We start from the raw sequence: 21,772 nt of genomic DNA, 5'->3' as shown, positions 1-21,772 counted from the left end.
CTCAGCCCTCCCGCATCGGGATGCGCAGGCCGCGCTCCTCCGCGACCTCCACCGCCCGGTCGTAGCCCGCATCCACGTGGCGCATCACCCCGGTGCCAGGGTCGTTGATAAGCACGCGCTCGATCTTCTCGGCGGCGAGCGGCGTGCCGTCGGCGACGATCACCTGACCGGCGTGGATGGAGCGGCCGATGCCGACCCCGCCGCCGTGGTGGATGGACACCCAGGTGGCACCGGAGGCGGTGTTGAGGAGCGCGTTCAGCAGCGGCCAGTCAGCGATCGCGTCCGAGCCGTCGGCCATCGCCTCGGTCTCCCGGTACGGCGACGCGACGGAGCCGGAGTCGAGGTGGTCTCGTCCGATCGCGAGTGGGGCGGAGAGCTCGCCGCTCGCGACCATTTCGTTGAACTTCAGGCCGGCCAGGTGGCGTTCCTTGTATCCCAGCCAGCAGATCCTGGCGGGCAGGCCCTCGAAGTGCACCTTCTCGCCTGCCTGGGTGATCCAGCGGCGCAGGTGCTCGTCTTCCGGGAACAGTTCCAGGATGGCGCGGTCGGTCGCCGCGATGTCGGCAGGGTCGCCGGAGAGCGCCGCCCAGCGGAACGGTCCCTTGCCTTCGGCGAACAGCGGCCGGATGTACGCGGGCACGAATCCTGGGAAGTCGAAGGCGCGCTCGAAGCCGCCCAGCTTCGCCTCGGCGCGGATGGAGTTGCCGTAGTCGAAGACCTCGGCGCCCGCGTCCTGGAACCCGACCATCGCTTCGACGTGCTTCGCCATCGACGCCCGGGAGGCGGTGGTGAACCCCTCGGGGTCGGCGGCGGCCGCATCGTGCCACTCCTCCACTGTGACGCCCTCCGGCAGATAGGTGAGCGGGTCGTGGGCGCTGGTCTGGTCGGTGACGATGTCGATGGCGACGCCGCGGGAGAGCAGTTCGGGGAAGACGGTCGCCGCATTGCCGACGAGCCCGACCGACAGCGGGGTGCGCGACTCCTTGGCCGCGAGGACGCGGGCGACGGCGTCGTCCAGGTCGTCGGCGAGCTCGTCCAGGTAGCCGTGGTCGATGCGGCGCTGCAGGCGGGACGTGTCCACATCCACGATCAGGACGACGCCCTCGTTCATCGTCACGGCGAGCGGCTGCGCGCCGCCCATCCCGCCCGCACCGCCAGTGAGCGTGATCGTGCCGGCCAGGGTGCCGCCGAACCGCTTCGCCGCGACGGCCGCGAACGTCTCGTAGGTGCCCTGCAGGATGCCCTGCGTGCCGATGTAGATCCACGACCCTGCGGTCATCTGGCCGTACATGGTGAGGCCGAGGGCTTCCAGGCGGCGGAACTCTGGCCAGGTGGCCCAATCTCCGACAAGGTTCGAGTTGGCGATCAGGACGCGCGGCGCCCACTCGTGCGTGCGGAAGACGCCGACCGGCTTGCCGGACTGCACCAGCAGGGTCTCGTCCGGCTCCAGGTCGCGGAGGGTGCGGACGATCGCGTCGAACGCCTCCCAGCTGCGGGCCGCGCGGCCGGTGCCGCCGTAGACGACCAGGTCGTCCGGGCGCTCGGCGACATCCGGGTCGAGGTTGTTCATGAGCATCCGGAGCGGTGCCTCGGTCTGCCAGCTCTTCGCGCTGATGGTAGTGCCGCGCGGGGCGCGGACCTCTCGTGCTCCCTGCATGTGGGGGTCTCCTCGTCTGTGAGTGAAAGCTGTGGATGCGGTGGGTCGGGGTGGGTGCGGTGGTTGCTGCTGTGGTGCGGCGGGGTGGGCCTGGGCGGCGGCCCCGGTCAGCCCAGCGGGCCGGTCACGGTCTCAGCAGCGGCGAGCACGCGGCCGGACTGCACCAGCGCGACGACCGCCTCGATCTCCGGCGACAGGTAGCGGTCGGAGCCAGGCCCCTCCACCACCGTGCGCACCTCCGCGATCACGGCGCCCGTGGCGGGCCCCGGCTGGAGCGGAGCGCGCAGGTCGGCTCCGCGGGCGGCGGTCATGACCTCGATGGCGAGCACCCGGCCGAGCCCGTCGACCGAGCGGCGCAGCTTGCGGGCGGCTGCCCAGCCCATCGAGACGTGATCCTCCTGCATCGCGGACGACGGGATGGAGTCGACCGAGGCGGGCGCGGCGAGGCGCTTCAGCTCGGAGACGATCCCGGCGGCCGTGTACTGGGCGATCATCAGCCCGGAGTCCACGCCGACCTCGTGGGCGAGGAACGGGGTGAGCCCCTGGTTGCGGGACGGGTCGAGGAACCGGTCGGTGCGGCGCTCGGACATGCTGGCGACGTCGGCGGCGACGATGGCGAGGAAGTCGAGCACGTAGGCGATCGGCGCTCCGTGGAAGTTGCCGTTCGACTCGACCCGGCCGTCCAGGGTGAGCACGGGGTTGTCGACCGCGGAGGCGAGCTCGCGCTCGGCGACGAGGGTCGCGTGCGCGACGGTGTCACGCGCGCCGCCGTGCACCTGCGGTGCGCAGCGCAACGAGTACGCATCCTGGACGCGCGTGCACTCCGGACCCTTGTGGCTGGCGACGATCGGCGACCCGGCGAGCACGGCGCGCAGGTTCGCGGCGGCGACGGCCTGGCCGTGCTGCGGGCGCAGGCGCTGCAGGTCGTCGGCGAACACGGCGTCGGTGCCGAGCAGCGCCTCGACGCTCATGGCCGCGGCGATGTCGGCCGTGCTCAGCAGCGCGGTGAGGTCGTGGATGGCCAGCGAGAGCATCCCGAGCATCCCGTCGGTGCCGTTGATGAGCGCGAGGCCCTCCTTCTCGGCGAGGACGACCGGGGTGATCCCGGCCGCCGACAGGGCGGTGGAGGCATCGAGCAGTTCGCCGCCGACGCGCACCTGCCCCTCACCCATCGCTGCGAGGGCGCAGTGGGCGAGGGGGGCGAGGTCGCCGGAGCAGCCGAGCGAGCCGTACTCGCGCACGACGGGGGTGATGTCGGCGTTGAGCAGGGCGGCGTAGGTCTCGACGGTCGCGCGCTGGGCGCCGGTGCGGCCGGTCATCAGCGTGGAGAGGCGCAGCAGCATGAGGGCGCGGACGACCTCGCGCTCGACCTCCGGGCCGGAGCCGGCGGCGTGGGAGCGGACGAGGCTCGCCTGCAACTGGGCGCGGCGGTCACTCGGGATGAACGTGGTCGCGAGTGCGCCGAACCCGGTGGAGATGCCGTAGTGCGGTTCGACGTCGTCGGCGAGGGCTTCGACGATGGCGCGGGATGCCTCGACCTGGTCGAGCGATTCCTGGTCGAGGACGACGGGGGCGTCGTGGCGGGCGACGGCGACGACGTCGGCGACGCTCAGCGGGTGCGCGCCGACCGTGACGGTGACTGTGGTGTGAAGCATGTTCCGATCTCACTCCCTCGCGGCCGCCGCTGTCCTGCGTATACACTCATCCCCGTCCGGTATCCCAGACTCCCGCGGCTGGGCTCGTTTGTTTCGGGGTGCGGGAGGGGCGGCGGCGGACGGCGAGAGAGGGACAGGCGCGTGAGCAAGGTTCCTGCTGCGGAGAACACGCTGCGGATACTGGAGTGGCTGGGCACGCAGCGCGGGCCGGTTGCTGCGGCGACCGTGGCTGGGGCGCTGGGGTTGCCGCGGTCGACGGTGTACCACCTGCTCGCTGTGCTCTGCGATCACGGGTTCGTGCTGCACTTCCCCGAGGCGAAACGGTACGGGCTCGGCGTGGCCGCGTACGAGCTCAGCTCGGCCTTCTCGCGGCAGGAGCCGTTGAGCAGGCTGGGGCGGCCGATCCTCGCTGCGCTCGTCGACGGCATCGGGGAGTCCGGGCACGTCGCGGTGCTGCACGGGCGCGACGTCGTCTACATCGTCGAGGAGCGTGCACCGAGACGCCCGCGACTGGTCACCGACGTCGGCGTCCGGCTGCCCAGCCACCTGACCGCGAGCGGCAGGGCGCTGCTCGCAACCCTTCCGGCCGGACAGCTCCGCGCGCTCTACCCGGACGCGGCGGCGTTCGAGGACCGCGGGGGCGCCGGACCGCACAGCTACGGCGAGCTCAAGCGAGTGGTCGCCGAGGTGCGCGAACGCGGATACGCGACGGAGGACGGCGAGGTCACCCCCGGATTCGCGTCTGTCGCCGTGTCCGTGCGTGACCACGCGGGATGGCCGGCGGCGGGGATCGCCGTCACATTCCCGCGGGAGAATATTGCGCAGGACCGCTGGGATGCGCTGGCCGAGCGGGTGGGCGAGGCGGCGGTGGAGCTGTCCAGGCGCATCCGGGGCAGTTGAGGGAGCCGGGTCTGTCTCCTACTCCGCCGCAGCCGCCAGCGTCACCGTCGTGGTGTGCTTCTGCCCGCCGCGCATGTACTCCACCTTCACCGTGTCGCCCGGCTTGCTGGTGACCTGGATGGCCGTGAGCACGTCGATGCTGGTGGCGGGGGAGCCGTTGATGGTCGTGATGATGTCACCGGGCCGGATGCCGGCGCTCGCGGCGGGGCCTCCCGCCAGGACCGCCTGGACGAACAGGCCGTCGCTCACGCCGTAGTGCACGGCGACAGCGTGCGGGATGGGGACCGCATCCACCCCGGCTGTCGGGTAACTGACTGTGCCGGTGTCGATGAGTTCGTGCGCGATCGGCATGGCCATCGCCTGCGGGACGGCGAACCCGATCCCGACGCTGCCCGTGCTGCGCTGACCGCTGTCGCCGGGGACGGTCGCGATGGCCGTGTTGACCCCGACCAGCCTGCCGCGGCAGTCGACGAGCGCCCCTCCGGAGTTGCCCGGGTTGATCGCGGCGTCGGTCTGGATGGCGCCGACGAGGATCGCGTTGCGGTCGTCGTCGCTCGGGACGGGGACCGTGCGGCCGAGCGCGCTGACGATGCCGGCGGTGACGGTGCTCGACAGGCCGAGCGGGGCGCCGAGGGCGACCACCGGTTCGCCGACGGCGAGCGCTCCGGAGTCGCCGATGTCGATCACCGGGAGCGAATGCTCGCTGCTGACCTTGATCACGGCGAGGTCGGTCTTCGGGTCGCGGCCGGTGAGCGTGGCGTCCGCCGTGCTGCCGTCGCTGAACCGCACAGAGAGCGTCCCACCGGATGCGGCGGGGGAGATGACGTGGTTGTTGGTCAGGATGTAGCCGTCGCTCGAGATGATCTGACCGCTGCCGCTCCCCGTGCCCGCGCGACCGGCCACGTTGATGGTCACGATGCTCGGCAGCACCCGGTCGGCGACCGAGGCGGCGTCGCAGCTGCCGCGCGTGCCGGCCGACAGAGCGACGGTGGTGACCGTGCCCGCGATGAAGCCGCCCGCGATCAGGATGAGGGCGGCCGCGGTAGCGAGGCCCGCGATCAGCCAGGCGCGTCCGCGACCGGAGGGCGGCGCGGCGTTCGGCGGCGCAGCGTTCGCCGCTGCTTGATCGGTGGATGGCCTCGCGGCACCGGTCTCGTCGCTCATCGTTGGCCCCTTCCGCCGATGGCGTCAGGTTAGTGGTTCGCGCGATGCCGACGCTAGAGAGCGCGCGCTCCCGCGAGAAGCTTGGCGTAACAGATCGAGTGCGGGTCGCCGACATACGGACCGAAGTTCGGGATGCGGGCGTAGCCGTTGCGCTCATACAGCGCGATCGCCGCGTGCTGCAACGGACCGGTCTCCAGCTGCAGCGTCTCGACGCCGGCTTCCGTCGCCCCGGCCTCCACCGCGGAGAGCAGGGACGAGGCGAGGCCGCGACCCCGCGCATCCTGATGGACGAACATCCGCTTGACCTCCGCCGAACGGTCGGCCTTCACGACGAGGGCGGCCATGCCGATGGCCCGCCCCGTGTCGTCGCGGGCGACGAACACCGTGACGCCGGGCGCCTCCAGCTCCGACACGTCGAGCAGGTAGCAGCTCTCGGCGGGGTACAGGGCGAACGTGAACTCGTCGCCGAGGCGCAGCAACTCCTCGACGTCCGGGGTGCGAGGCGGTTCCGCGGCGATCTCGGTGTGCATGTGAACGATGCTAGCGAGCCGTCGTTGCGCGGAGGTTTCGTGGGCGCGCGCGGCGATGCGCCTACGCGGCGGCGAACCGTCTACGCGGCGGCGAACCGTCTGGCCGAGCGCTCCTTGGCCTTGGCGGCCTCTTCGTCGCGGTTCTTCGGCGGTGCCGTGGTCACCAAGTCGTCGAGGAGGTGTTGCGTGAGATGCGCGATCTCGGCGACCGCGCGATCGAACGCCTCGGCATTCGCCTTCGACGGCTTCGAGGTCCCGCTGATCTTGCGCACATACTGCAGCGCGGCCGCGTGCACTTCGTCGCTGCTCGCCGCCGGCTCGAAGTTATGAAGGGTGTGGATGTTCCGGCACATGCCCACGAGGGTACGCCGCCCGCCCGCGCAGCGCATCCCCAGGTGTGACGGGGTGGCGGGCTCAGGAGCGGGCGCGCCCCCGCGCGACGTATTCGAGGCGGCGGAGGGTCTCGACGTTGCGGATGTGCAGGATCAGGTCGGCGATCGGCTTCGGGATGAGCCGGGCAGGCCCGGTGATCGGGTGCTCCTCCATGCGGACCACGCAGCCGGCGCCGCGTGGCTTCACCTCGATGGTGACGCGCTCCGTCCCCACCGGACGGGTCTTCGCCTCCAGTACCATCCGCCGTGGTGGATCCCACGTCTCGATCACCGACTCGTCGTCGAGCACCACCGGCCAGACGCCGATCGAGTGCTGGAGCCGGGAGCCGGCGCGCGGGTACTCGGGGTCGGCGTCGCGCAACCGGGACGCCCCCACAACCCAGGTCGGGTACACCCACGGGTCTTCGAGCACTGCGAAGACCTGCTCAGGGGTGCACGCGAACTCACGAACGGTTGTCGACATGGTCACTGCTCCGGGAGTCCGTCGGGCCGAAGGGACGCTTCGGCGGGGTCGTTGGGGCCGGTCGGGTCGAGGTGGGGCCAGGTGGTCGCGCCACGCGCATCCGATGTCAGCTCGTCGGGGGCGAGGGAGGGCATCGCGCGCACTCCGAACTCGTGGCGCAGTGCGCTGCGCGCCGCGTAGTAGCCGACCAGCCCGTGCACGCCGGGGCCGGGCGCCGCGGCGGCCGATGCCAGGTACAGCCCGCGCCCCGGCATCCGCCATGGATCGGCGGAGATGACCGGCCTGGCGATCAGCTGGCGCAGGTTCGGCGCTCCGGCGGAGATGTCGCCGCCCACGTAGTTGGGGTTGTACGCGGCCATCTCGACGGCGGTCTTGTGGGAGCTGGCGAGCACCACATCCCGGAAACCGGGCGCGAAGCGTTCGATCTGCCGGATGATGGCCTCGGTCTGGTCGGTTGGGGAGCCGGACGGGACGTGCGTGTACGCCCACAGCACGTGCTTCCCGGCGGGGGCTCGCGTGCTGTCGAAGAGCGACGGCTGCGAGACGAGAACGTACGGGTCGTCGCTGTGGCGTCCGGCGGCGACCTCGCGCTCCGACCGGGCGACGGCCGCGCGGGTGCCCCCGAGGTGCACGGTGGCTGTCTCCGTCAGCTCCGCGTTCGCCCACGGCACGGGGCCGGAGAGCGCGAAGTCGACCTTGCAGACGCCGTTGCCGTTTCGGAAGGCGGCGATGCGGCGCAGGTAGGAAGGCGGGAGTCTGTCCTCGCCGAGGCGGGCAGCGGATTCCGCGCCGGTGTCGAACAGGATCGCCCGCGACGGGGGCAGTTCGGCGAGGCTGGTGACCTCCGAGCCGGTGACGACCTCGCCGCCGTGGGCGATCAGGTCGGCCACCATCGCGTCGGCGATCGCTTGGCTGCCGCCGACCGGGATCGGCCAGCCGCGCGCGTGCGCGTAGGTGGCGAGGGTCAGCCCCGCTGCCGCCCCCGCGATGCTCGGCAGCGGCAGCGTCGAGTGCGCGAACACCCCGGTGAGCAGGGCGCCCGGCTCCTCCGTGCGGAAGAACGCATCCCACCATGGGCCGCCCTGGGCGAGCATCGTCATCCCGAACTGCGCCGCGACCAGCGGGTGCCTCGGCACCTGGAACAGCTGGGAGCCGGTGAACTGCGCGACAGCGTCGGCGTTCCGCACCAGAGGGCCGAGCAGCCGGCGCCAGGCCGGGCCGTCCACTCCGAGAGCGTCCACCGTCCGGTCGAGGTCGCGGTAGGCCACGGCCGCGCGGCCCCCATCCAGTGGATGCGCGTACGACGCACTCGGCACGACGAACGGCACGCGCTCCTCGATCCCGAACCTGCGGAAGAACCCGGAGGCGAAGGCCAATGGATGCACGGCCGAGCAGATGTCGTGCCGGAACCCCGGCAGGGTCACCTCCTCCGTCCTCGTGCCGCCGCCCGCTGTCGCGTTGCGCTCGTACACGCGCACGGCGAGACCGGCGCGGGCGAGGGTGACGGCGGCGGAGAGACCGTTCGGGCCGGAGCCGATGACGATCGCATCCGGAGTGGTGGAGCTCATGCCTCCCTGTATACCCCGTTCTGCTCGCGAGGTCAGTGGGTGGCCTGCGACCGTCAGCCCTGGGAGACGCTCCCCGACAGCACTCCGGCGCCGTGCAGGGCCGCCCCGATCGCGTTGGCTATGTGCTGGAACGCGTTGTCGGTCTTGACCGCTCCGATCGCGCCGCCCTTGAGCACGCCCCCTGCCATATTCCTGTTCAGGCGGGCGACGAGCCGGCCGTCGACGTCGACCATGAAGTCGACGGTGAAGGTCTGCTGGAGTCCCTTCCCGGCCAGACCACCGAACAGGATGGTCGCCGTGGTGCTGCCTCGCCGGGCGATCAGCCCGCCGGCCGGGGTCACGGTGACCGCGAATCCCTCGTTCTGGAGCACGGACGCGACGAGCTGTCTGCCGTTCTCGTGGTCGCCGAGGATGAAGAAGTCGTGCGCTGTGGCCATGGCGTCGAGCGTATCGTGCGAGGTTAACGCGTTGTGAACAGTTGTTTCATGGTGAAGAAAAGCGTGAACAGAACGTTCACGAACGCATAAGCTGCACTCGTGAACGACCGCCAGACACCCAGCAGCCCCATCATCGTCCTCGACTTCGACGGGACGGTGTGCGTCGGCGACGCCCCTGTGTGGGAGTACGCGGAGGCCGTGATCTCTAGCATCCTCGACGCGGGAACGGCAGGCGGAACCGACCTCGACGCGTCGCTCCGCGCCCGGCTCGGTGCATTCCTCGACGGCGAGCCCGGCTCGCCCGCATACATCGACGGCTATGCGGCCGTCGGAGCGCTCGCAGCAGAGCACGCCTCGGGCGACCTGCTGCAGCGCGCTTATCAGACCAGCCGGCGGGCGCTCGCCGGGGGAACCGTCGCGGTGTCAGCACCGGACGGTCTCGCCGAGTTCCTCGACGGCTTCGGGGGGAGCGTCGAGCGCGTTCTCGTGACGAATGCGCCGCTCGACGGCGTGCGGGAGACTCTGACGGCCATCGGGATGGCCGACGTGATCGACCGCATCGTCACCGACGCGGACAAGCCCGCCGGCTGGACCCGTCTGCTTCCCGCGCTGCTCGATGGAAGGGACCCGGCGCTGCTGCTGTCGGTCGGCGACATCTGGGGCAACGACCTCGAACAGCCCCTCGCGGCGGGATGCGCCACAGCCCTCATCGACCGCTTCGGCCACCGCGCGGGGCCGGCGCACCTGGTCGCAGCCGACTTCCCCGGCCTCTACGACGGGATCCGCCGCTGGGCGGCCGACCCCGCGGGCTTCACCGCCGCGCACCGACCGGTCGCCGCCTCCGCCTGACCACCTTCGCCCCCACTTCTTCACACCCCGTTTCACCCCCGCAGTTCTCCACAGATCGCATCACCCACCACTCGCAGTCCTCACCACCGCACAGAATGGGAACGTCATGAAACTCCGGAAAACCGCTGTCGCGAGCGCCTCGGGCCTCGCCATCATCGCCGCGCTCGCGTTGAGCGGATGCGGCGTGCAGCAGCAGACCGCCTCCGGTGCCACCGCCTCCGGAACGGCTGCCGCGGCCGCTTGCACGGGCACCTCGGACGACTCGGCCAAGGCGCCCACCGCGCTCACCCTCGCGCTCGTCCCGTCGGGAGACGCGGCGAAGCTGGTCGAGACGGTCAAGCCGCTTGAAGAGGCGCTCACCTCACGTCTCGGCATCCCGGTCAAGGGCGTCATCACGCAGGACTATCAGGCCGCCGTCGAGGCCATCGGCAGCAACCAGGCGCAGATCGGCATGCTCCCCAGCCTGCAGATGAGCCAGGCGTGCGACAAGTACGGCGCCGTCCCCGCTCTGCAGACGCAGCGCAACGGCAAGAGCTCGTACGCGGCCCAGTTCTTCACCAACGACCCCAAGAAGTACTGCTCCGACACTCCGGTCAAGGGCGCCAACGGGATGCTCTACTGCAACGGCACGGAGAAGGGCACCGGCCCCGCCGGGCTCGACAGCATCCCCAAAATCAAGGGTGCGACCGTCTCGCTGCTGCAGGCGGCGTCCCCCGCTGGGTACATCTTCCCCGTCGCGGCGATGAAGAAGGCCGGGCTGAACGTCGACAAAGACATCAAGACCGTTCAGGTCACAGCCAACGACGCCAGCGTCCTCGCCGTCTACAACGGCGACGCCGAGGTCGGCACCAGCTACTGGGATGCGCGCTCCGTCGTGCAGAAAGACACTCCGGATGTCGGCGACAAGGTCGTGGTGTTCGCCCTGACCGACGAGATCCCGAACGACGGCGCCTCCATCACCAGCAAGCTCAGCAAGACCTGGCAGACCAAGATCGCCACCGCGATGAAGGACTACGCGGGCACCCCGGAGGGCGTCAAGGCGCTCACCGCGATCTACCAGATCACCGGCCTGGTCGACGCCGACCCCGCGAGCCTGAAGAAGACCCAGGACGCAGCGGCATCGATCGGCCTCGGCTGATCGCAACGCTCTGAGCGGGGTGGCCGGCGGAACCTGCCGGCCACCCCGCCTCGATTGCTTCAAAACACTGAGGGAAGGAACGGGACGAGATGACGGACACGTCAGGAGCGCGCATCCGGTTCGACAGGGTGGGCGTCACGTACCCGAACGGGTTCGCCGGATTGCGGGAGGTGGACCTCACCATCGAGCCGGGCGAGATGGTCGCCGTCGTCGGGCTGTCCGGCGCGGGCAAGTCGACGCTGATCCGCACCATCAACGGTCTGGTCCCGATCACGTCCGGGGAGATCACGGTGGGCGACTACCAGCTCTCCGGCCTGCGCGGCAAGAAGCTGCGCACCCTCCGCAGCGAGGTCGGGATGGTGTTCCAGAGCTTCAACCTGGCCAAGCGCACCACCGTGCTCAACAACGTGCTGATGGGCCGCCTGCACCACACCTCCGCCTGGCGGACCCTCCTCGCCGCCTGGTCGGCCGACGACGTCGAGCTGGCCATGCAGGCGCTCGAACGCGTGGAGATCGTCTCGAAGGCGTACTCCAGCGCCTCCGAGCTGTCCGGCGGCCAGCAGCAGCGCGTCGCCATCGCCCGCACACTCGCCCAGCGCCCCAAGGTGATCCTGGCCGACGAGCCCGTCGCCTCCCTCGACCCTCCGACCTCCCACGTCGTGATGCGCGACCTCCAGCGCATCAACGCCGAACTGGGGATCACGGTCGTCGTGAACCTGCACTTCCTCGACCTCGCGCGGCGATACGGCACCCGCCTGATCGGGCTCCGCAACGGCTCCGTCGTGTACGACGGCCCGGGCGCCGGGGCGGACGAGTCGGTGTTCGAGGCCATCTACGGCCGCTCGCTCACCGCGGAGGACGTGCTGGACGCCCCGGCGGTGCTGCCGTGACCAGCGTGACTAGCGGCGGGGCGACCGGCGGCACGACCGGCGCGGCCAGCGGCCTGGAGCCCGGCGCGCGGCCGGTCAAGCCGCGCTCGGCGTGGAAGATCGTCGTCACGTTCGCGATCCTCGCCGCGATCACGGTCTGGTCCGCCATTGCCGTGCAGGTGGATGTGGGTGCGCTGTTCGCCAACGCGCAGAACGCCTCCAACACCCTCATCCAGCTGTTCCAGCCCGACTACACCTTCTTCCCCGAGACGCTCCCGTGGCTGCTCCAGACGGTGCAGATGGCCGTCATCTCCACCGCCGTCAGCGTGGTCATCGCGCTGCCGCTGGCGTTCCTCGCCTCCCGCGCCACCAACCCGAACAGCGTGCTGCTCGGCATCGTGCGCTTCGTGATGAACATCGTCCGCAGCGTGCCGGACCTGCTCTACGCCTCGCTGTTCGTGACCGTCGTCGGCACGGGCGCACTGTCCGGCATCCTGGCGCTCGTGCTGTTCAACGTCGGCATCATCGTCAAGCTCATCTCCGAAGCGCTCGACGGTCTCGACCGCGGAGGACAGGAGGCTGCGCTCGCCGCGGGCGGAACCTGGTTCAAGGCCAACCGCGCCGCGATGGTGCCCGAGGTCGCTCCCACTTATCTGTCGCAGGCGATCTACGTGCTGGAGCTGAACATCCGCGCCTCCACCGTGATCGGCCTCGTCGGCGCCGGCGGCCTCGGCATGCTCATCGACAAGGTGCGCACGTTCTACCAGTACCACTACCTCAGCATGATCATCTTCGAGATCCTCGTGCTCGTGGTCCTGCTCGAACTGCTCAGCTCGTACACCAGGCGGAGGCTGATCCGATGAGCGCATCGACCGCATCGACCGCAGCCACCGCATCCACTGTCGCCGAGCTCGATCGCCCGACCGTGGGCATCCCGAAGCAGCAGCGCCCGCGCAAGCCGCTGCACATCGCCCGCACCGTGGTGTGGGTGGTCGTCACCGTGGTGGTCGTCGCGGCGTTCTGGGGCGTCGACATCTCCTGGGACGCGCTGCTTCAGCTCCCGCAGAAGCTCGCCCACTACCTCGGCCTGATGTTCCTGCCTCCCGCCTGGGACAAGCTCCCGGATGCGCTGTCCGCGACCATGCTCTCCGTCGCGATGGCCTGGTTCGGCACCGTGATCGGCGTGATCGTCTCCTTCCCGCTCAGCCTCCTCGCCACCCGCGGGCTCACGCCCGGCATCGTGCGCTGGCCGCTCCGTGCGGTCTTCGCCGTGCTGCGGGCGGTGCCGGAGGTGGTGATCGCCGTGCTGATGCTGTCGGTGACCGGGCTCACCGCATACACGGGCGCGCTCGCCATCGCGATCGGCTCGATCGGAACGCTCGGCAAGTGGGGCTACGAGAGCTTCGAGTCCGTTGACCGCGGGGCCATCGAGGCCGCCACCGCGTCGGGCGGCTCCCGGGTGCAGATCATGCGCTGGGGCGTCTGGCCGAACGCCAAGCCGGACGTGCTGGCGTTCTGGCTGTACCGGTTCGAGATCAACGTGCGCGCCTCCGCCATCCTGGGCCTGATCGGCGCGGGCGGCATCGGCAAGATGCTGGTGGACAACATCCAGTTCCGGGTGTGGGATGTGGTCGGAATGCTGATGATCGTGGTCATCGTCGTCACGATGATCATCGACCAGCTCTCCGGCCTGGTGCGCCACCGCATCATCTCCGGGCACTGGGAGCTGCCGGTGGTGACGGCCCTCCGCCGCCGCTCGGCGCGTCGGGTCCGCGCGGAGAGCATCGAGCTGAAGGCGACCGAATAGGGTGACTTCGTGAGCTTCCCGGCTGAGCGCGGCCTGCGCATCCTGCACCTCTCGGACACCCACCTCTTCGGCGACGGCAGCCTGCATTACGGGATGGTCGACACGCTCGCGGCGCTCGACCGCGTCCTCGACCGCGCGGCGTCGCTGGGCGCCGTCGACGTGGTGGCCGTCTCGGGCGACCTGTCCGACGACGGCAGCGTGGAGTCGTACCGGCTGCTCGCCGGACGCATCGCCCCGTGGGCGGCGGAGCACGGCGCCGCCGTCGTGTACGCCATGGGCAACCACGACCTCCGCGACGGCTTCGAGGGCGTCCTCGGCGCACGGGAAACGGTCGTCGAGGCAGCCGGTTTCCGGGTGGTCACCGTCGACACGTCCGTGCCGGGCGCCGGCTACGGCGCGGTGGACGCGGAAGCGCTCGACCGCCTGCGCGGCATCGTCGCGACTCCGTCCGCGCACGGCACCGTCGTGGTGCTGCACCACCCGCCCGTCCCCGCCGCGAGCGCGCTTCTGGCGGCGCTCGAACTGCAGAACCCGTCCGACGTGCTCGACGCCTGCGCCTCCGGAGACGTGCGGCTGGTGCTCGCCGGGCACTACCACCACGCGCTGAGCACGGTCGCCGCCGGCCTCCCCGTGGTGGTCGCGCCTGGCACCGCCAACAGCTCCGACCCGATCGCCGCCGCCGGCACCGAGCGGGCGACCGTCGGCTCCGGCTTCGCCGTGATCGACCTCCCGCCCACCGGAGAGCCGACCGTCGTGTTCGTCTCCGCGCCGAGTGAGGCGGACGGCACCGAGATCTTCGACCTCGACGCGGCAGAGGTCGAGCGCATCGCCGCAGCAGCCGGCCCGAAGGAGCACCGATGAACGACCACCGCCCAGGCGAGGTCATCGCGACCATCCGGTCTGTGCTGCCGTCGCTGCTGCCGACCGAGCAGGCGGTCGCCGCCGTGCTGCTCGAACGCTCGGCCGAGATCGTCGAGCTCAGCTCGCAGCAGGTCGCCGAGCTGGCCGGCGCCTCCCGCGCCACGGTGGTGCGCACCTGCCAGAGCCTCGGCTTCACCGGCTACCAGCAGTTGCGCGTGCTGCTCGCTCGCGACGCCGGATACCGCACCCCCGCCGTCACGCCGTCCGCGCCGGTCGGCTCCGCAGGGATCGTCACCCAGACGTTCACCCACATCGCCGGGCGGGTCGACGACATGGTCGCCCTCCTCGACGCGGACGCCGTCGACCGCGCCGTGGCTGCCCTGGTCGCCGCCCGCCGCGTGGTCGCGGTCGGCAACGGACTCTCCGCACCGCTGGCACTGGATGCGGCAGCCCGCCTCACCAGCGTCGGCCGCGCAGCAGAGGCGCCGCTCGATGTCATCGGCCAGCAGATCACCGCCCGGCTGCTCTCCCCGGACGACGTACTGCTGGCGATCAGCGGCAGCGGTTCGAACGCCTCGACGCTGCGCACCGTGGGAGCAGCCTCCGCCGCCGGCGCGACCGTGATCGCCGTCACCGCCTTCGTGCGCAGCCCGATCGCCCAGGCGGCAGGGATCAGCCTGGTCGTGACGATGCCGGATCTGACCTTCCGCGACGAGATCACCCTCGCCTCCCGGCTGCCGCAGGCGATCCTGATCGAGGGACTGGTCGCCGCGGTCACGAACCGCCTCGGCGATGCGGCGACCACGGCGAAGTCGCTGGCGCTGGACGCGATCAGCGACAACCTGGCGGAGTAGCGAGCGTCCGGGGCCGTCTGTTCTGTGGAGCCTTGCATCATTACAACAGCACTGTTATAACAGCACTGTGACAATTAACGATCCCACCCGCGTTCCCGGAGCCTGGGACGCGCTCTTCGCTCTCCAGCGCCGCCTCGACGCCGACATCGAACAGTTCTACGCCGAGCGCGGCGTCACGGGGATGCGGTCGCGCTTCGCGCTGCCGATGATCAGGCTCGCGCACGACGGTCCCCTCACCATCCGCGACCTCGCCGCGTCCCTCGACCGCACGCACTCGGCGGTCAGCCAGACGGTCGCCGCCATGCGCGAGGCTGGGATGGTGCACACGGTTCCCGGGCCGGACGCCCGGACGCGGCTCGTCGACCTCACCGAGCGCGGGCGCGACCTCATCCCGCTGCTCGAGGCCGAATGGCGTGCGACCGAGGCCGCCGTCGCCGAACTCGACCGTGAGGGAAGCGTCCCGCTGTCCTCCATCGTCGCCGAGCTGACCGCCAGGGTGGCGAGCAGGCCGATGTCCGAGCGTCTCGCCGCGCAACTGGCAGAACCGGAATGAGCGGGGAGGGAAACCGGCTGAGCCGCCTGCTCACCGACGTCCGCCCGCTCCGCGCGAGCGCGCCGTTCCGCGCTCTCTGGCTCGGAACCTCGCTGGCCGGCATCGGCAGCCAGATCGCGACGATCGCCGCCCTCACGCAGATCTGGGACCTGACCACAAGCCCGATCTGGACGGGCGCCCTCGGGCTGGCGACCGGGATGGTGCTGCTCCTGCTCGGTCCGGTGGGCGGCAGCCTCGCCGACCGGTTCGACCGCCGCTCCATCGTCCGGCTGAGCACCATCGGCCAGGTCGTCGCAGCCCTCGGGTTGAGCGCGCAGGCCGCTGTGGGGTCACGGTCTGTGCTGCTGTTGATCGTCCTCGTGGCCGTTCAGTCCGCCGCAAGTGCGATCGGGGCCCCGGCGCGGCGCACCCTGCCGGCGCGGCTCCTCGCCGCCGATCAGGTCGCGGCCGGCTTCGCCCTGCAGAACTTCTCCTTTCAGGCGTCGATGCTGATCGGCCCGGCCATCGGCGGACTCATCGTCGCGTGGTCGCTGCCCGCCGCCTATGCCGTGGAGGCGGTGGCGGTCGGCGCGGCCGTGATCGCGGCGTATCGCCTGCCGCCGCTGCCGCCGCTGCCGTCCGCATCCACTGGCGCAGCCGCATCGATGGGCGCAGCCGCATCCAGTCGGGACGGCTCCGGGCTCGCGCCGAAACGCGGCTGGACCTCGGTGCTGCGCAGGCCGGTCATCTGGGGCTCGTTCGCGACGGACATCGCCGCGACCGTGCTCGCCATGCCGATCGCCCTGTTCCCCGTGGTGAACCAGCTTCGATTCGACGGGGACCCTCGAACGCTCGGGCTCTTCCTCTCGTCCATCGCCGTCGGCGGCATTCTCGCCGGTCTGTTCTCGGGCACCGTCACGCGGGCGCGGCGGTCCGGGCTCGTTCAGCTCGCGGCGGCCGCGGTCTGGGGTCTCGGCATCGCGGGCTTCGGCGTGGCCTCCCCGCTGTGGCTCTCGCTCGCCTGTCTCGCCGTCGCCGGGGCGGCGGACACGGTCTCGGTGGTCACCCGTGGCTCGCTGGTCCAGGTGGAGACGCCCGACGAGTACCGCGGGCGGGTGTCCGCCGTCGACCACGTGATCGGCGTCGCGGGTCCACAGCTGGGCAGCTTCCGCGGTGGCGTGCTCGGCGCGGTCGTCGGCGCCCCGGCGGCGCTCGTCATCGGCGGCCTCGCTGCAACGGCGGCAGTGGTCGCGATCGGCGCGATCGACCGGCCGCTGCGCGAGTACCGGGCTCGCGATCGAGTTGTCGAGGCATTCGGGCCGACAGCGGTGAACTGACCATTGCTCAGATGTCCCATTGCTCGGAGCACCCTGGAGGTCTACCGTGAGCGGCGCTGGCCCATACCGGGCGGCCGTTTCGTGCACCACCGACGTTCGAGGAGAGAACATCCATGAGTGATTACACCCCGCCGGCCAGCTATCCGGCGTCGTCGTCCCCGGCGGGAGGAGGCGCTCCCGTCGCTCCGCCGCAGCCGGTGAACACAGCGTTCTGGCTGTACATCGTGGGCGCGGCATTGAGTCTGGTCGCCCTCATCGTGTCGCTCGCCACCATCGGGTCGCTCAAGGATCAGGTGCAGAAGCAGCTCGCGAGCCAGGGGCAGCAGATCTCGGATGCGACCCTCAACGCCACCGTCGGGGTCTCCGTCACCTTCGCTGTGGTGTTCGGGATCCTGTACATCGCGGCGTATGTGCTCTTCGCGTTCTTCATGCGCCGCGGGGCGAACTGGGCGCGAATCGTGCTGCTGATCGTCACAGTGCTCTCGCTGTTCGGCATCCTGGGCGGCTACGGTCTCGGTGCAGCGCGCGTGGTCGTCGGCGTCATCGCCACCGTGCTGATCTTCCTCAAGCCCGCCAACGAGTACTTCGCCGCCGTGAAGGCGAGCAAGCGCGTCTGACGTTCCGTTTCGCGGTCTCGGCAGGCGTCGCGCGTGGGCGGTGGCGAAAGTCACCGCCCACGCTCAGGCTTATTCCTGTATCGTTGGGAAGTCGGCTCTTGACACCGCACGTTCGTGCGGATGGGTTTGTAAGTCAGGTGGGCCGGTTTCGCTGCCGTTCGGCAGGCGAATGATCACTGTATGTGAACGGCCCCGGCCAAAGACTGCCCGGGTTCTCCTTGAAGCGCGGAATGCTCCGCGCGCTTCGTCATGCATAACGAGAACAACCCAGGAAGACAGCCATGCCCGGATTCAACAAGCACGGAAACAACAATGCCGGCGGTGCCCGCAAGGGTGCGCCGAAGTCTGGCAGCCGCAGCCCCAACCACCGCGGATACCGCGCGGAAGAGGGCGGCGCCAAGAAGGCCCGCTGGTCCGACGAAGACCGCGCAGCCCGTGGCCGCGCCACCTACGGCAGCCGCGACGGCGGCCGTGATGGCGCCCGCGACGGCGCAGGCCGCGAAGGCGCAGGTTCGACCGGCGCACGCAAGGAGCGCCCGAACTGGGAGCCCCGCGGCAAGGACGCACGCCGCCCCTGGACGCCGGACGGCGACCGTTCGCGCGGCCGTGACGACCGTGCCCCGCGTCGTGACTTCGACAACGACCGTCCGCGTCGTTCGTTCGATGGTGACCGCGCTCCGCGTCGCGATTTCGACAACGACCGTCCGCGTCGTTCGTTCGATGGTGACCGCGCTCCGCGTCGTGACTTCGACAACGACCGTCCCCGTCGTTCGTTCGATGGTGACCGCGCCCCGCGTCGTGACTTCGACAAGGACCGCGCCCCGCGTTCGTTCGACAAGGATCGCGCTCCGCGTTCGTTCGACAAGGACCGCGCACCTCGCTCGTTCGATGGTGACCGTGGCCCGCGTCGCGATTTCGACAACGACCGTCCGCGTCGTTCGTTCGATGGTGACCGCGCCCCGCGTCGTGACTTCGACAAGGATCGCGCTCCGCGTTCGTTCGACAAGGACCGCGCTCCGCGCTCGTTCGACAAGGACCGCGCACCTCGCTCGTTCGATGGCGACCGTGGCCCGCGTCGTGACTTCGACAACGACCGTCCGCGTCGCTCGTTCGACGGTGACCGCGCCCCGCGTCGCGACTTCGACAACGACCGCCCTCGCCGTTCGAACGACGACCGCGCTCCCCGTCGCGATTTCGACAAGGACCGCGCTCCTCGCACGTTCGACAAGGACCGCGCTCCGCGTCGTGACTTCGACAACGACCGTCCGCGTCGCTCCTTCGACGCCGACCGCGCGCCCCGTCGCGACAGCTCGTCGTCGTTCTACCCGTCACGGGACGAGAAGCCGGCGCACACCTCCAACGACGACGTCGTGCTCGAGCGCCTCGAAGCCGACGCCATCCAGGCCGAGGACGTCGACGGCGTGACCTTCGCCGACCTCGGTCTCGGCGGCAACATCGTTCGCGCGCTCGCCGAGCTCGGTGCGGATCGTCCGTTCCCGATCCAGGCGGCGACCACTCCGGATGTGCTGGCAGGCAAGGATGTCCTCGGCCGCGGCCGCACGGGCTCCGGCAAGACCATCGCCTTCGGCGCACCGCTCGTCGAGCGTCTGATGAGCCTGTGGGAGGAGTCGGGCAAGTCCGGCGGCAAGCGCCAGATGGGCCGCAAGCCGCGCGCCCTCATCCTGGCCCCGACCCGCGAGCTCGCCCTCCAGATCGACCGCACCGTCCAGCCGATCGCCCGCAGCGTCGGCCTGTTCACCACGCAGATCTACGGCGGCGTGCCGCAGGCTCGCCAGGTGGGCGCGCTGCAGCGCGGCGTCGACATCGTGATCGGCACCCCGGGACGCATCGAGGACCTCATCGAGCAGGGTCGTCTCGACCTCAGCGAGGTCGTCATCACCGTCCTGGACGAGGCAGACCACATGTGCGACCTCGGCTTCCTGGAGCCGGTCCAGCGCATCCTGCGCGAGACGTCGGAGGGCGGCCAGAAGCTGCTGTTCTCCGCGACCCTCGACAAGGGCGTCGCACAGCTCGTCGACGAGTTCCTCGTCGACCCGACCGTGCACGAGGTCGCCGGTGAAGACCAGGCGTCCTCCACGATCGACCACCGCGTACTCGTGATCGAGCACCGCGACAAGGCCGCGATCATCGAGCAGCTCGCAGACCGCGACGGCAAGACCTTGGTCTTCGCCCGCACCCGCGCGTTCGCCGAAATGCTCGCCGACCAGCTGGACGACGCCGGCATCCCCGCCGTCAGCCTGCACGGCGACCTCAACCAGTCGCGCCGCACGCGCAACCTCGGCCAGCTCACCAGCGGCCGGGTCAACGTGCTGGTCGCCACCGATGTCGCCGCCCGCGGCATCCACGTGGACGACATCGACCTGGTCATCCAGGCCGACGCCCCGGACGAGTACAAGACCTACCTGCACCGCTCCGGCCGCACCGGCCGCGCCGGCAAGCAGGGCACGGTCGTCACGCTCATCCCGCGTCAGCGTCAGCGTCGCATGACCGAGCTCCTCGGCCGCGCCGAGATCGAGGCCGAGTTCGTGCCCGCGATCCCGGGCGACCAGCTCATCACCGACCTCGCCCAGGCAGCAGCCCAGGCGTAGTCCGCACGTCCGGGAGCGCCCACCAGCGCACCCACACAATCGGGCCCAGGCTTTTCCCGCTCAGACGAACTCTGAGCGAGACGAAGCCTGGGCTCGATTTCTGCGTGCGAGGCGTGCCGGCGATGCGCGAACGCGGGTAGGGGCGGCTCAGGCGAACTGCGCGAGCGCGTGGGCGCCGAGGGCGGCCATGCGGGGGTTGTCGTCGGAGTGTGCAGCGAGGGCGGTGCCGAGGAGCACGGCCCAGCCGCGGGCGCGGCGCCAGGTGGCGTCGTCGACGGGAGACTGCTCTTGGAGCACTGCCCGGAACTCTGCGCGTGCATCCTGATCGAAGGTCAGCCACGCCGTAGCGAGGTCGGTCGCCGGGTCGCCGGCGGTGACGTCGCCGAAGTCGATCACTGCGGCGAGTCCAGACCGGTCGGGCGTGAGCAGCAGGTTGCCGGGATGCAGGTCGCCGTGCAGCCAGATCGGCGGCCCGTTCCAGACCGGGGCGTCGAGTGCCTCCCGCCACGCCTCGGCGATGGCGGCGACCTCGCGCCGCTCGGACAGGTGCCTCAGCCGCTCCTGCACGGCCGCATCCCGAGTGGCCAGCGGCACGCCGCGCACCGGGTTGGCCGGGATGTCGCCCGTGGCAGGCTCGTGCAGTTCCGCGACGAACGCGGCGAGCGGCCGGGCAATGGATGCGCGTTCCGCCGCCGTCGCGTCCGCACCGTCGATCCCGTCGAACCACCGCACAACGCTCCACGCCCATGGGAACAGCTCGGACGGCAGCCCGACCCGCACCGGAGCCGGGATGGGCACGCCGATCCGCGCCGCGAAGCCGGGAAGCACCTGCTGCTCGTGCTCGATGAGGTGCGCCGCCACCTCCCGGCGCGGGATGCGCACCGCGTACTCGGTGCCGAGCCGGTAGATGAGGTTGTCCCACCCGTCCGACACCAGCGTCAGCGTCCCCGCGATGTCCGGGTGCTGCACCTCGATCAGCCGCGCGACGAGCGCAGCGTCGCTCTGAATATCCGCCTCCGGTGTGTGCACCCGCCCGACCATACCCGCCTGGCGCTCTCCCCGCCCGCTCCGAAGCTCGACGGGTGGGGAGACGGGTCAGCGAGGGCCGGTCTGGCGCGCGTAGCGGGCTTGGCCGATGAGGGACTGCAGGTAGGCGACGCGGTTCAGGACATCGGCGCGCTGGATGTCGTTGCCGACAGGCACCTGCTCGGTGTACCACTGGCCGTTGCACGCGATCGTCACGCCGATGTATCCACTCGTGCGTCGCTCGCGGGCGAGCAGGAACAGCAGGCTGAGCAGGAAGAACCAGATGAAGACCACGACCATCACGATCGCCCACGCCGGGGTGTGCGTCGTGACCGCCGTCTGATCGCTGGTCGAGACGTTCACGTCGGCGAGCGGCCAGGTGCCCCCGGGCGTGATCACCCAATCCGGGGTGGCGTGCACGTTCCCGATCGAGACGAGCGGGGGCGGCAGCGGAACCGGCTGCTGGGGCACGGGCAGGTTCGTCATGCGCTCACCCTATCGGCCGAC

At 70.7% G+C, this 21,772-nt stretch carries 22 protein-coding genes; 12 read left to right on the top strand and 10 right to left on the bottom strand.

The annotated features are described in order from the left end of the window. Position 1 precedes the first annotated feature (1 nt). Both hutU and hutH read right to left on the bottom strand, forming a co-directional pair. On the bottom strand, positions 2–1,657 hold the full coding sequence (gene hutU, locus AC37TH_RS01200) for a urocanate hydratase (protein WP_490762528.1): 1,656 nt from the start codon (positions 1,655–1,657) through the stop codon (positions 2–4). A gap of 107 nt (positions 1,658–1,764) precedes the next feature. Then, positions 1,765–3,312 carry a histidine ammonia-lyase gene (gene hutH, locus AC37TH_RS01195; RefSeq protein WP_490762527.1) on the bottom strand — a complete coding sequence of 516 codons (1,548 nt, stop codon included), beginning with the start codon at positions 3,310–3,312 and terminating at the stop codon, positions 1,765–1,767. Between the two features lie 141 nt (positions 3,313–3,453). On the opposite strand from hutH, the gene AC37TH_RS01190 reads away from it, so the two are divergent. Further along, the gene (locus AC37TH_RS01190; protein WP_490762526.1) at positions 3,454–4,212 is read left to right on the top strand and encodes an IclR family transcriptional regulator; all 759 of its coding nucleotides are present in this window, start codon (positions 3,454–3,456) and stop codon (positions 4,210–4,212) included. 18 nt (positions 4,213–4,230) lie between these two features. Here AC37TH_RS01190 and AC37TH_RS01185 read toward each other — a convergent pair whose 3' ends face one another. The 6 genes from AC37TH_RS01185 to AC37TH_RS01160 all read right to left on the bottom strand — a co-directional run bounded on the left by AC37TH_RS01185 (position 4,231) and on the right by AC37TH_RS01160 (position 8,766). Next, complete coding sequence (locus AC37TH_RS01185) at positions 4,231–5,376, bottom strand: S1C family serine protease (RefSeq protein ID WP_490762525.1); 1,146 nt, start codon at positions 5,374–5,376, stop codon at positions 4,231–4,233. A 53-nt stretch (positions 5,377–5,429) separates the two neighbouring features. After that, the gene (locus AC37TH_RS01180) at positions 5,430–5,906 is read right to left on the bottom strand and encodes a GNAT family N-acetyltransferase (protein WP_490762524.1); all 477 of its coding nucleotides are present in this window, start codon (positions 5,904–5,906) and stop codon (positions 5,430–5,432) included. Positions 5,907–5,986: 80 nt separating this feature from the next. After that, positions 5,987–6,259 (bottom strand): DUF2277 domain-containing protein, encoded by a 273-nt coding sequence (locus tag AC37TH_RS01175; RefSeq protein ID WP_490762523.1) that lies wholly within the window; start codon positions 6,257–6,259, stop codon positions 5,987–5,989. Between the two features lie 61 nt (positions 6,260–6,320). Beyond that, positions 6,321–6,761: an SRPBCC family protein gene (locus AC37TH_RS01170; RefSeq protein WP_490762522.1), complete on the bottom strand. Its 441-nt coding sequence runs from the start codon at positions 6,759–6,761 to the stop codon at positions 6,321–6,323. A gap of 2 nt (positions 6,762–6,763) precedes the next feature. After that, the gene (locus AC37TH_RS01165) at positions 6,764–8,329 is read right to left on the bottom strand and encodes a phytoene desaturase family protein (protein WP_490762521.1); all 1,566 of its coding nucleotides are present in this window, start codon (positions 8,327–8,329) and stop codon (positions 6,764–6,766) included. A gap of 53 nt (positions 8,330–8,382) precedes the next feature. Beyond that, on the bottom strand, positions 8,383–8,766 hold the full coding sequence (locus tag AC37TH_RS01160) for a hypothetical protein (RefSeq protein WP_490762520.1): 384 nt from the start codon (positions 8,764–8,766) through the stop codon (positions 8,383–8,385). Positions 8,767–8,865: 99 nt separating this feature from the next. On the opposite strand from AC37TH_RS01160, the gene AC37TH_RS01155 reads away from it, so the two are divergent. From AC37TH_RS01155 to AC37TH_RS01105, 11 genes are all read left to right on the top strand, one after another. Beyond that, complete coding sequence (locus AC37TH_RS01155) at positions 8,866–9,615, top strand: HAD family hydrolase (RefSeq protein ID WP_490762519.1); 750 nt, start codon at positions 8,866–8,868, stop codon at positions 9,613–9,615. A gap of 106 nt (positions 9,616–9,721) precedes the next feature. Next, positions 9,722–10,753, top strand: a complete 1,032-nt coding sequence (gene phnD, locus AC37TH_RS01150; protein ID WP_490762518.1) for a phosphate/phosphite/phosphonate ABC transporter substrate-binding protein — start codon at positions 9,722–9,724, stop codon at positions 10,751–10,753. Between the two features lie 89 nt (positions 10,754–10,842). Beyond that, on the top strand, positions 10,843–11,643 hold the full coding sequence (gene phnC, locus AC37TH_RS01145) for a phosphonate ABC transporter ATP-binding protein (RefSeq protein WP_490762517.1): 801 nt from the start codon (positions 10,843–10,845) through the stop codon (positions 11,641–11,643). Beyond that, positions 11,640–12,485, top strand: a complete 846-nt coding sequence (phnE, locus tag AC37TH_RS01140; protein WP_490762516.1) for a phosphonate ABC transporter, permease protein PhnE — start codon at positions 11,640–11,642, stop codon at positions 12,483–12,485. Before phnC ends, phnE (AC37TH_RS01140) begins: the two co-directional genes overlap by 4 nt. Next, positions 12,482–13,429 (top strand): phosphonate ABC transporter, permease protein PhnE, encoded by a 948-nt coding sequence (gene phnE, locus AC37TH_RS01135; protein ID WP_490762515.1) that lies wholly within the window; start codon positions 12,482–12,484, stop codon positions 13,427–13,429. Before phnE (AC37TH_RS01140) ends, phnE (AC37TH_RS01135) begins: the two co-directional genes overlap by 4 nt. 9 nt (positions 13,430–13,438) lie before the next feature. Continuing rightward, positions 13,439–14,290 (top strand): metallophosphoesterase family protein, encoded by an 852-nt coding sequence (locus AC37TH_RS01130; protein ID WP_490762514.1) that lies wholly within the window; start codon positions 13,439–13,441, stop codon positions 14,288–14,290. Then, a complete protein-coding gene (locus AC37TH_RS01125) occupies positions 14,287–15,144 on the top strand; it encodes a MurR/RpiR family transcriptional regulator (protein ID WP_490762513.1) in 858 nt (285 codons plus the stop codon). The genes AC37TH_RS01130 and AC37TH_RS01125 overlap by 4 nt, the downstream gene beginning before the upstream one ends. A gap of 67 nt (positions 15,145–15,211) precedes the next feature. Further along, on the top strand, positions 15,212–15,697 hold the full coding sequence (locus AC37TH_RS01120; protein ID WP_490762512.1) for a MarR family winged helix-turn-helix transcriptional regulator: 486 nt from the start codon (positions 15,212–15,214) through the stop codon (positions 15,695–15,697). Further along, the gene (locus AC37TH_RS01115; protein WP_490762511.1) at positions 15,694–17,013 is read left to right on the top strand and encodes an MFS transporter; all 1,320 of its coding nucleotides are present in this window, start codon (positions 15,694–15,696) and stop codon (positions 17,011–17,013) included. Before AC37TH_RS01120 ends, AC37TH_RS01115 begins: the two co-directional genes overlap by 4 nt. 113 nt (positions 17,014–17,126) lie before the next feature. Beyond that, on the top strand, positions 17,127–17,630 hold the full coding sequence (locus AC37TH_RS01110; RefSeq protein WP_490762510.1) for a hypothetical protein: 504 nt from the start codon (positions 17,127–17,129) through the stop codon (positions 17,628–17,630). A 281-nt stretch (positions 17,631–17,911) separates the two neighbouring features. Beyond that, positions 17,912–20,239, top strand: coding sequence for a DEAD/DEAH box helicase (locus AC37TH_RS01105; RefSeq protein ID WP_490762509.1), 2,328 nt, complete (start codon positions 17,912–17,914; stop codon positions 20,237–20,239). Positions 20,240–20,386: 147 nt separating this feature from the next. On the opposite strand, the gene AC37TH_RS01100 is transcribed toward AC37TH_RS01105, so the two are convergent. Together AC37TH_RS01100 and AC37TH_RS01095 are read right to left on the bottom strand one after the other, a co-directional pair. Next, positions 20,387–21,268: an aminoglycoside phosphotransferase family protein gene (locus AC37TH_RS01100; protein ID WP_490762508.1), complete on the bottom strand. Its 882-nt coding sequence runs from the start codon at positions 21,266–21,268 to the stop codon at positions 20,387–20,389. A gap of 66 nt (positions 21,269–21,334) precedes the next feature. Continuing rightward, entirely contained in the window at positions 21,335–21,751 is a 417-nt protein-coding gene (locus AC37TH_RS01095) for a hypothetical protein (RefSeq protein ID WP_490762507.1), read from the bottom strand. Positions 21,752–21,772 lie beyond the last annotated feature (21 nt).

Source organism: Leifsonia sp. McL0627 (assembly GCF_058244615.1).
Note: the sequence above shows the minus strand (reverse complement) of the source record. Positions and strands in the feature narration are given on the sequence as shown.

Excerpts from the sequence above, each read along its gene's own strand:
- hutU (WP_490762528.1), bottom strand. The coding sequence starts at position 1,657 with ATGCAGGGAGCACGAGAGGTCCGCGCCCCGCGCGGCACTACCATCAGC.
- hutH (WP_490762527.1), bottom strand. The coding sequence starts at position 3,312 with ATGCTTCACACCACAGTCACCGTCACGGTCGGCGCGCACCCGCTGAGC.
- AC37TH_RS01185 (WP_490762525.1), bottom strand. The coding sequence starts at position 5,376 with ATGAGCGACGAGACCGGTGCCGCGAGGCCATCCACCGATCAAGCAGCG.
- AC37TH_RS01180 (WP_490762524.1), bottom strand. The coding sequence starts at position 5,906 with ATGCACACCGAGATCGCCGCGGAACCGCCTCGCACCCCGGACGTCGAG.
- AC37TH_RS01175 (WP_490762523.1), bottom strand. The coding sequence starts at position 6,259 with ATGTGCCGGAACATCCACACCCTTCATAACTTCGAGCCGGCGGCGAGC.
- AC37TH_RS01170 (WP_490762522.1), bottom strand. The coding sequence starts at position 6,761 with ATGTCGACAACCGTTCGTGAGTTCGCGTGCACCCCTGAGCAGGTCTTC.
- AC37TH_RS01165 (WP_490762521.1), bottom strand. The coding sequence starts at position 8,329 with ATGAGCTCCACCACTCCGGATGCGATCGTCATCGGCTCCGGCCCGAAC.
- AC37TH_RS01160 (WP_490762520.1), bottom strand. The coding sequence starts at position 8,766 with ATGGCCACAGCGCACGACTTCTTCATCCTCGGCGACCACGAGAACGGC.
- phnD (WP_490762518.1), top strand. The coding sequence starts at position 9,722 with ATGAAACTCCGGAAAACCGCTGTCGCGAGCGCCTCGGGCCTCGCCATC.
- phnC (WP_490762517.1), top strand. The coding sequence starts at position 10,843 with ATGACGGACACGTCAGGAGCGCGCATCCGGTTCGACAGGGTGGGCGTC.
- phnE (WP_490762515.1), top strand. The coding sequence starts at position 12,482 with ATGAGCGCATCGACCGCATCGACCGCAGCCACCGCATCCACTGTCGCC.
- AC37TH_RS01125 (WP_490762513.1), top strand. The coding sequence starts at position 14,287 with ATGAACGACCACCGCCCAGGCGAGGTCATCGCGACCATCCGGTCTGTG.
- AC37TH_RS01115 (WP_490762511.1), top strand. The coding sequence starts at position 15,694 with ATGAGCGGGGAGGGAAACCGGCTGAGCCGCCTGCTCACCGACGTCCGC.
- AC37TH_RS01110 (WP_490762510.1), top strand. The coding sequence starts at position 17,127 with ATGAGTGATTACACCCCGCCGGCCAGCTATCCGGCGTCGTCGTCCCCG.
- AC37TH_RS01105 (WP_490762509.1), top strand. The coding sequence starts at position 17,912 with ATGCCCGGATTCAACAAGCACGGAAACAACAATGCCGGCGGTGCCCGC.
- AC37TH_RS01095 (WP_490762507.1), bottom strand. The coding sequence starts at position 21,751 with ATGACGAACCTGCCCGTGCCCCAGCAGCCGGTTCCGCTGCCGCCCCCG.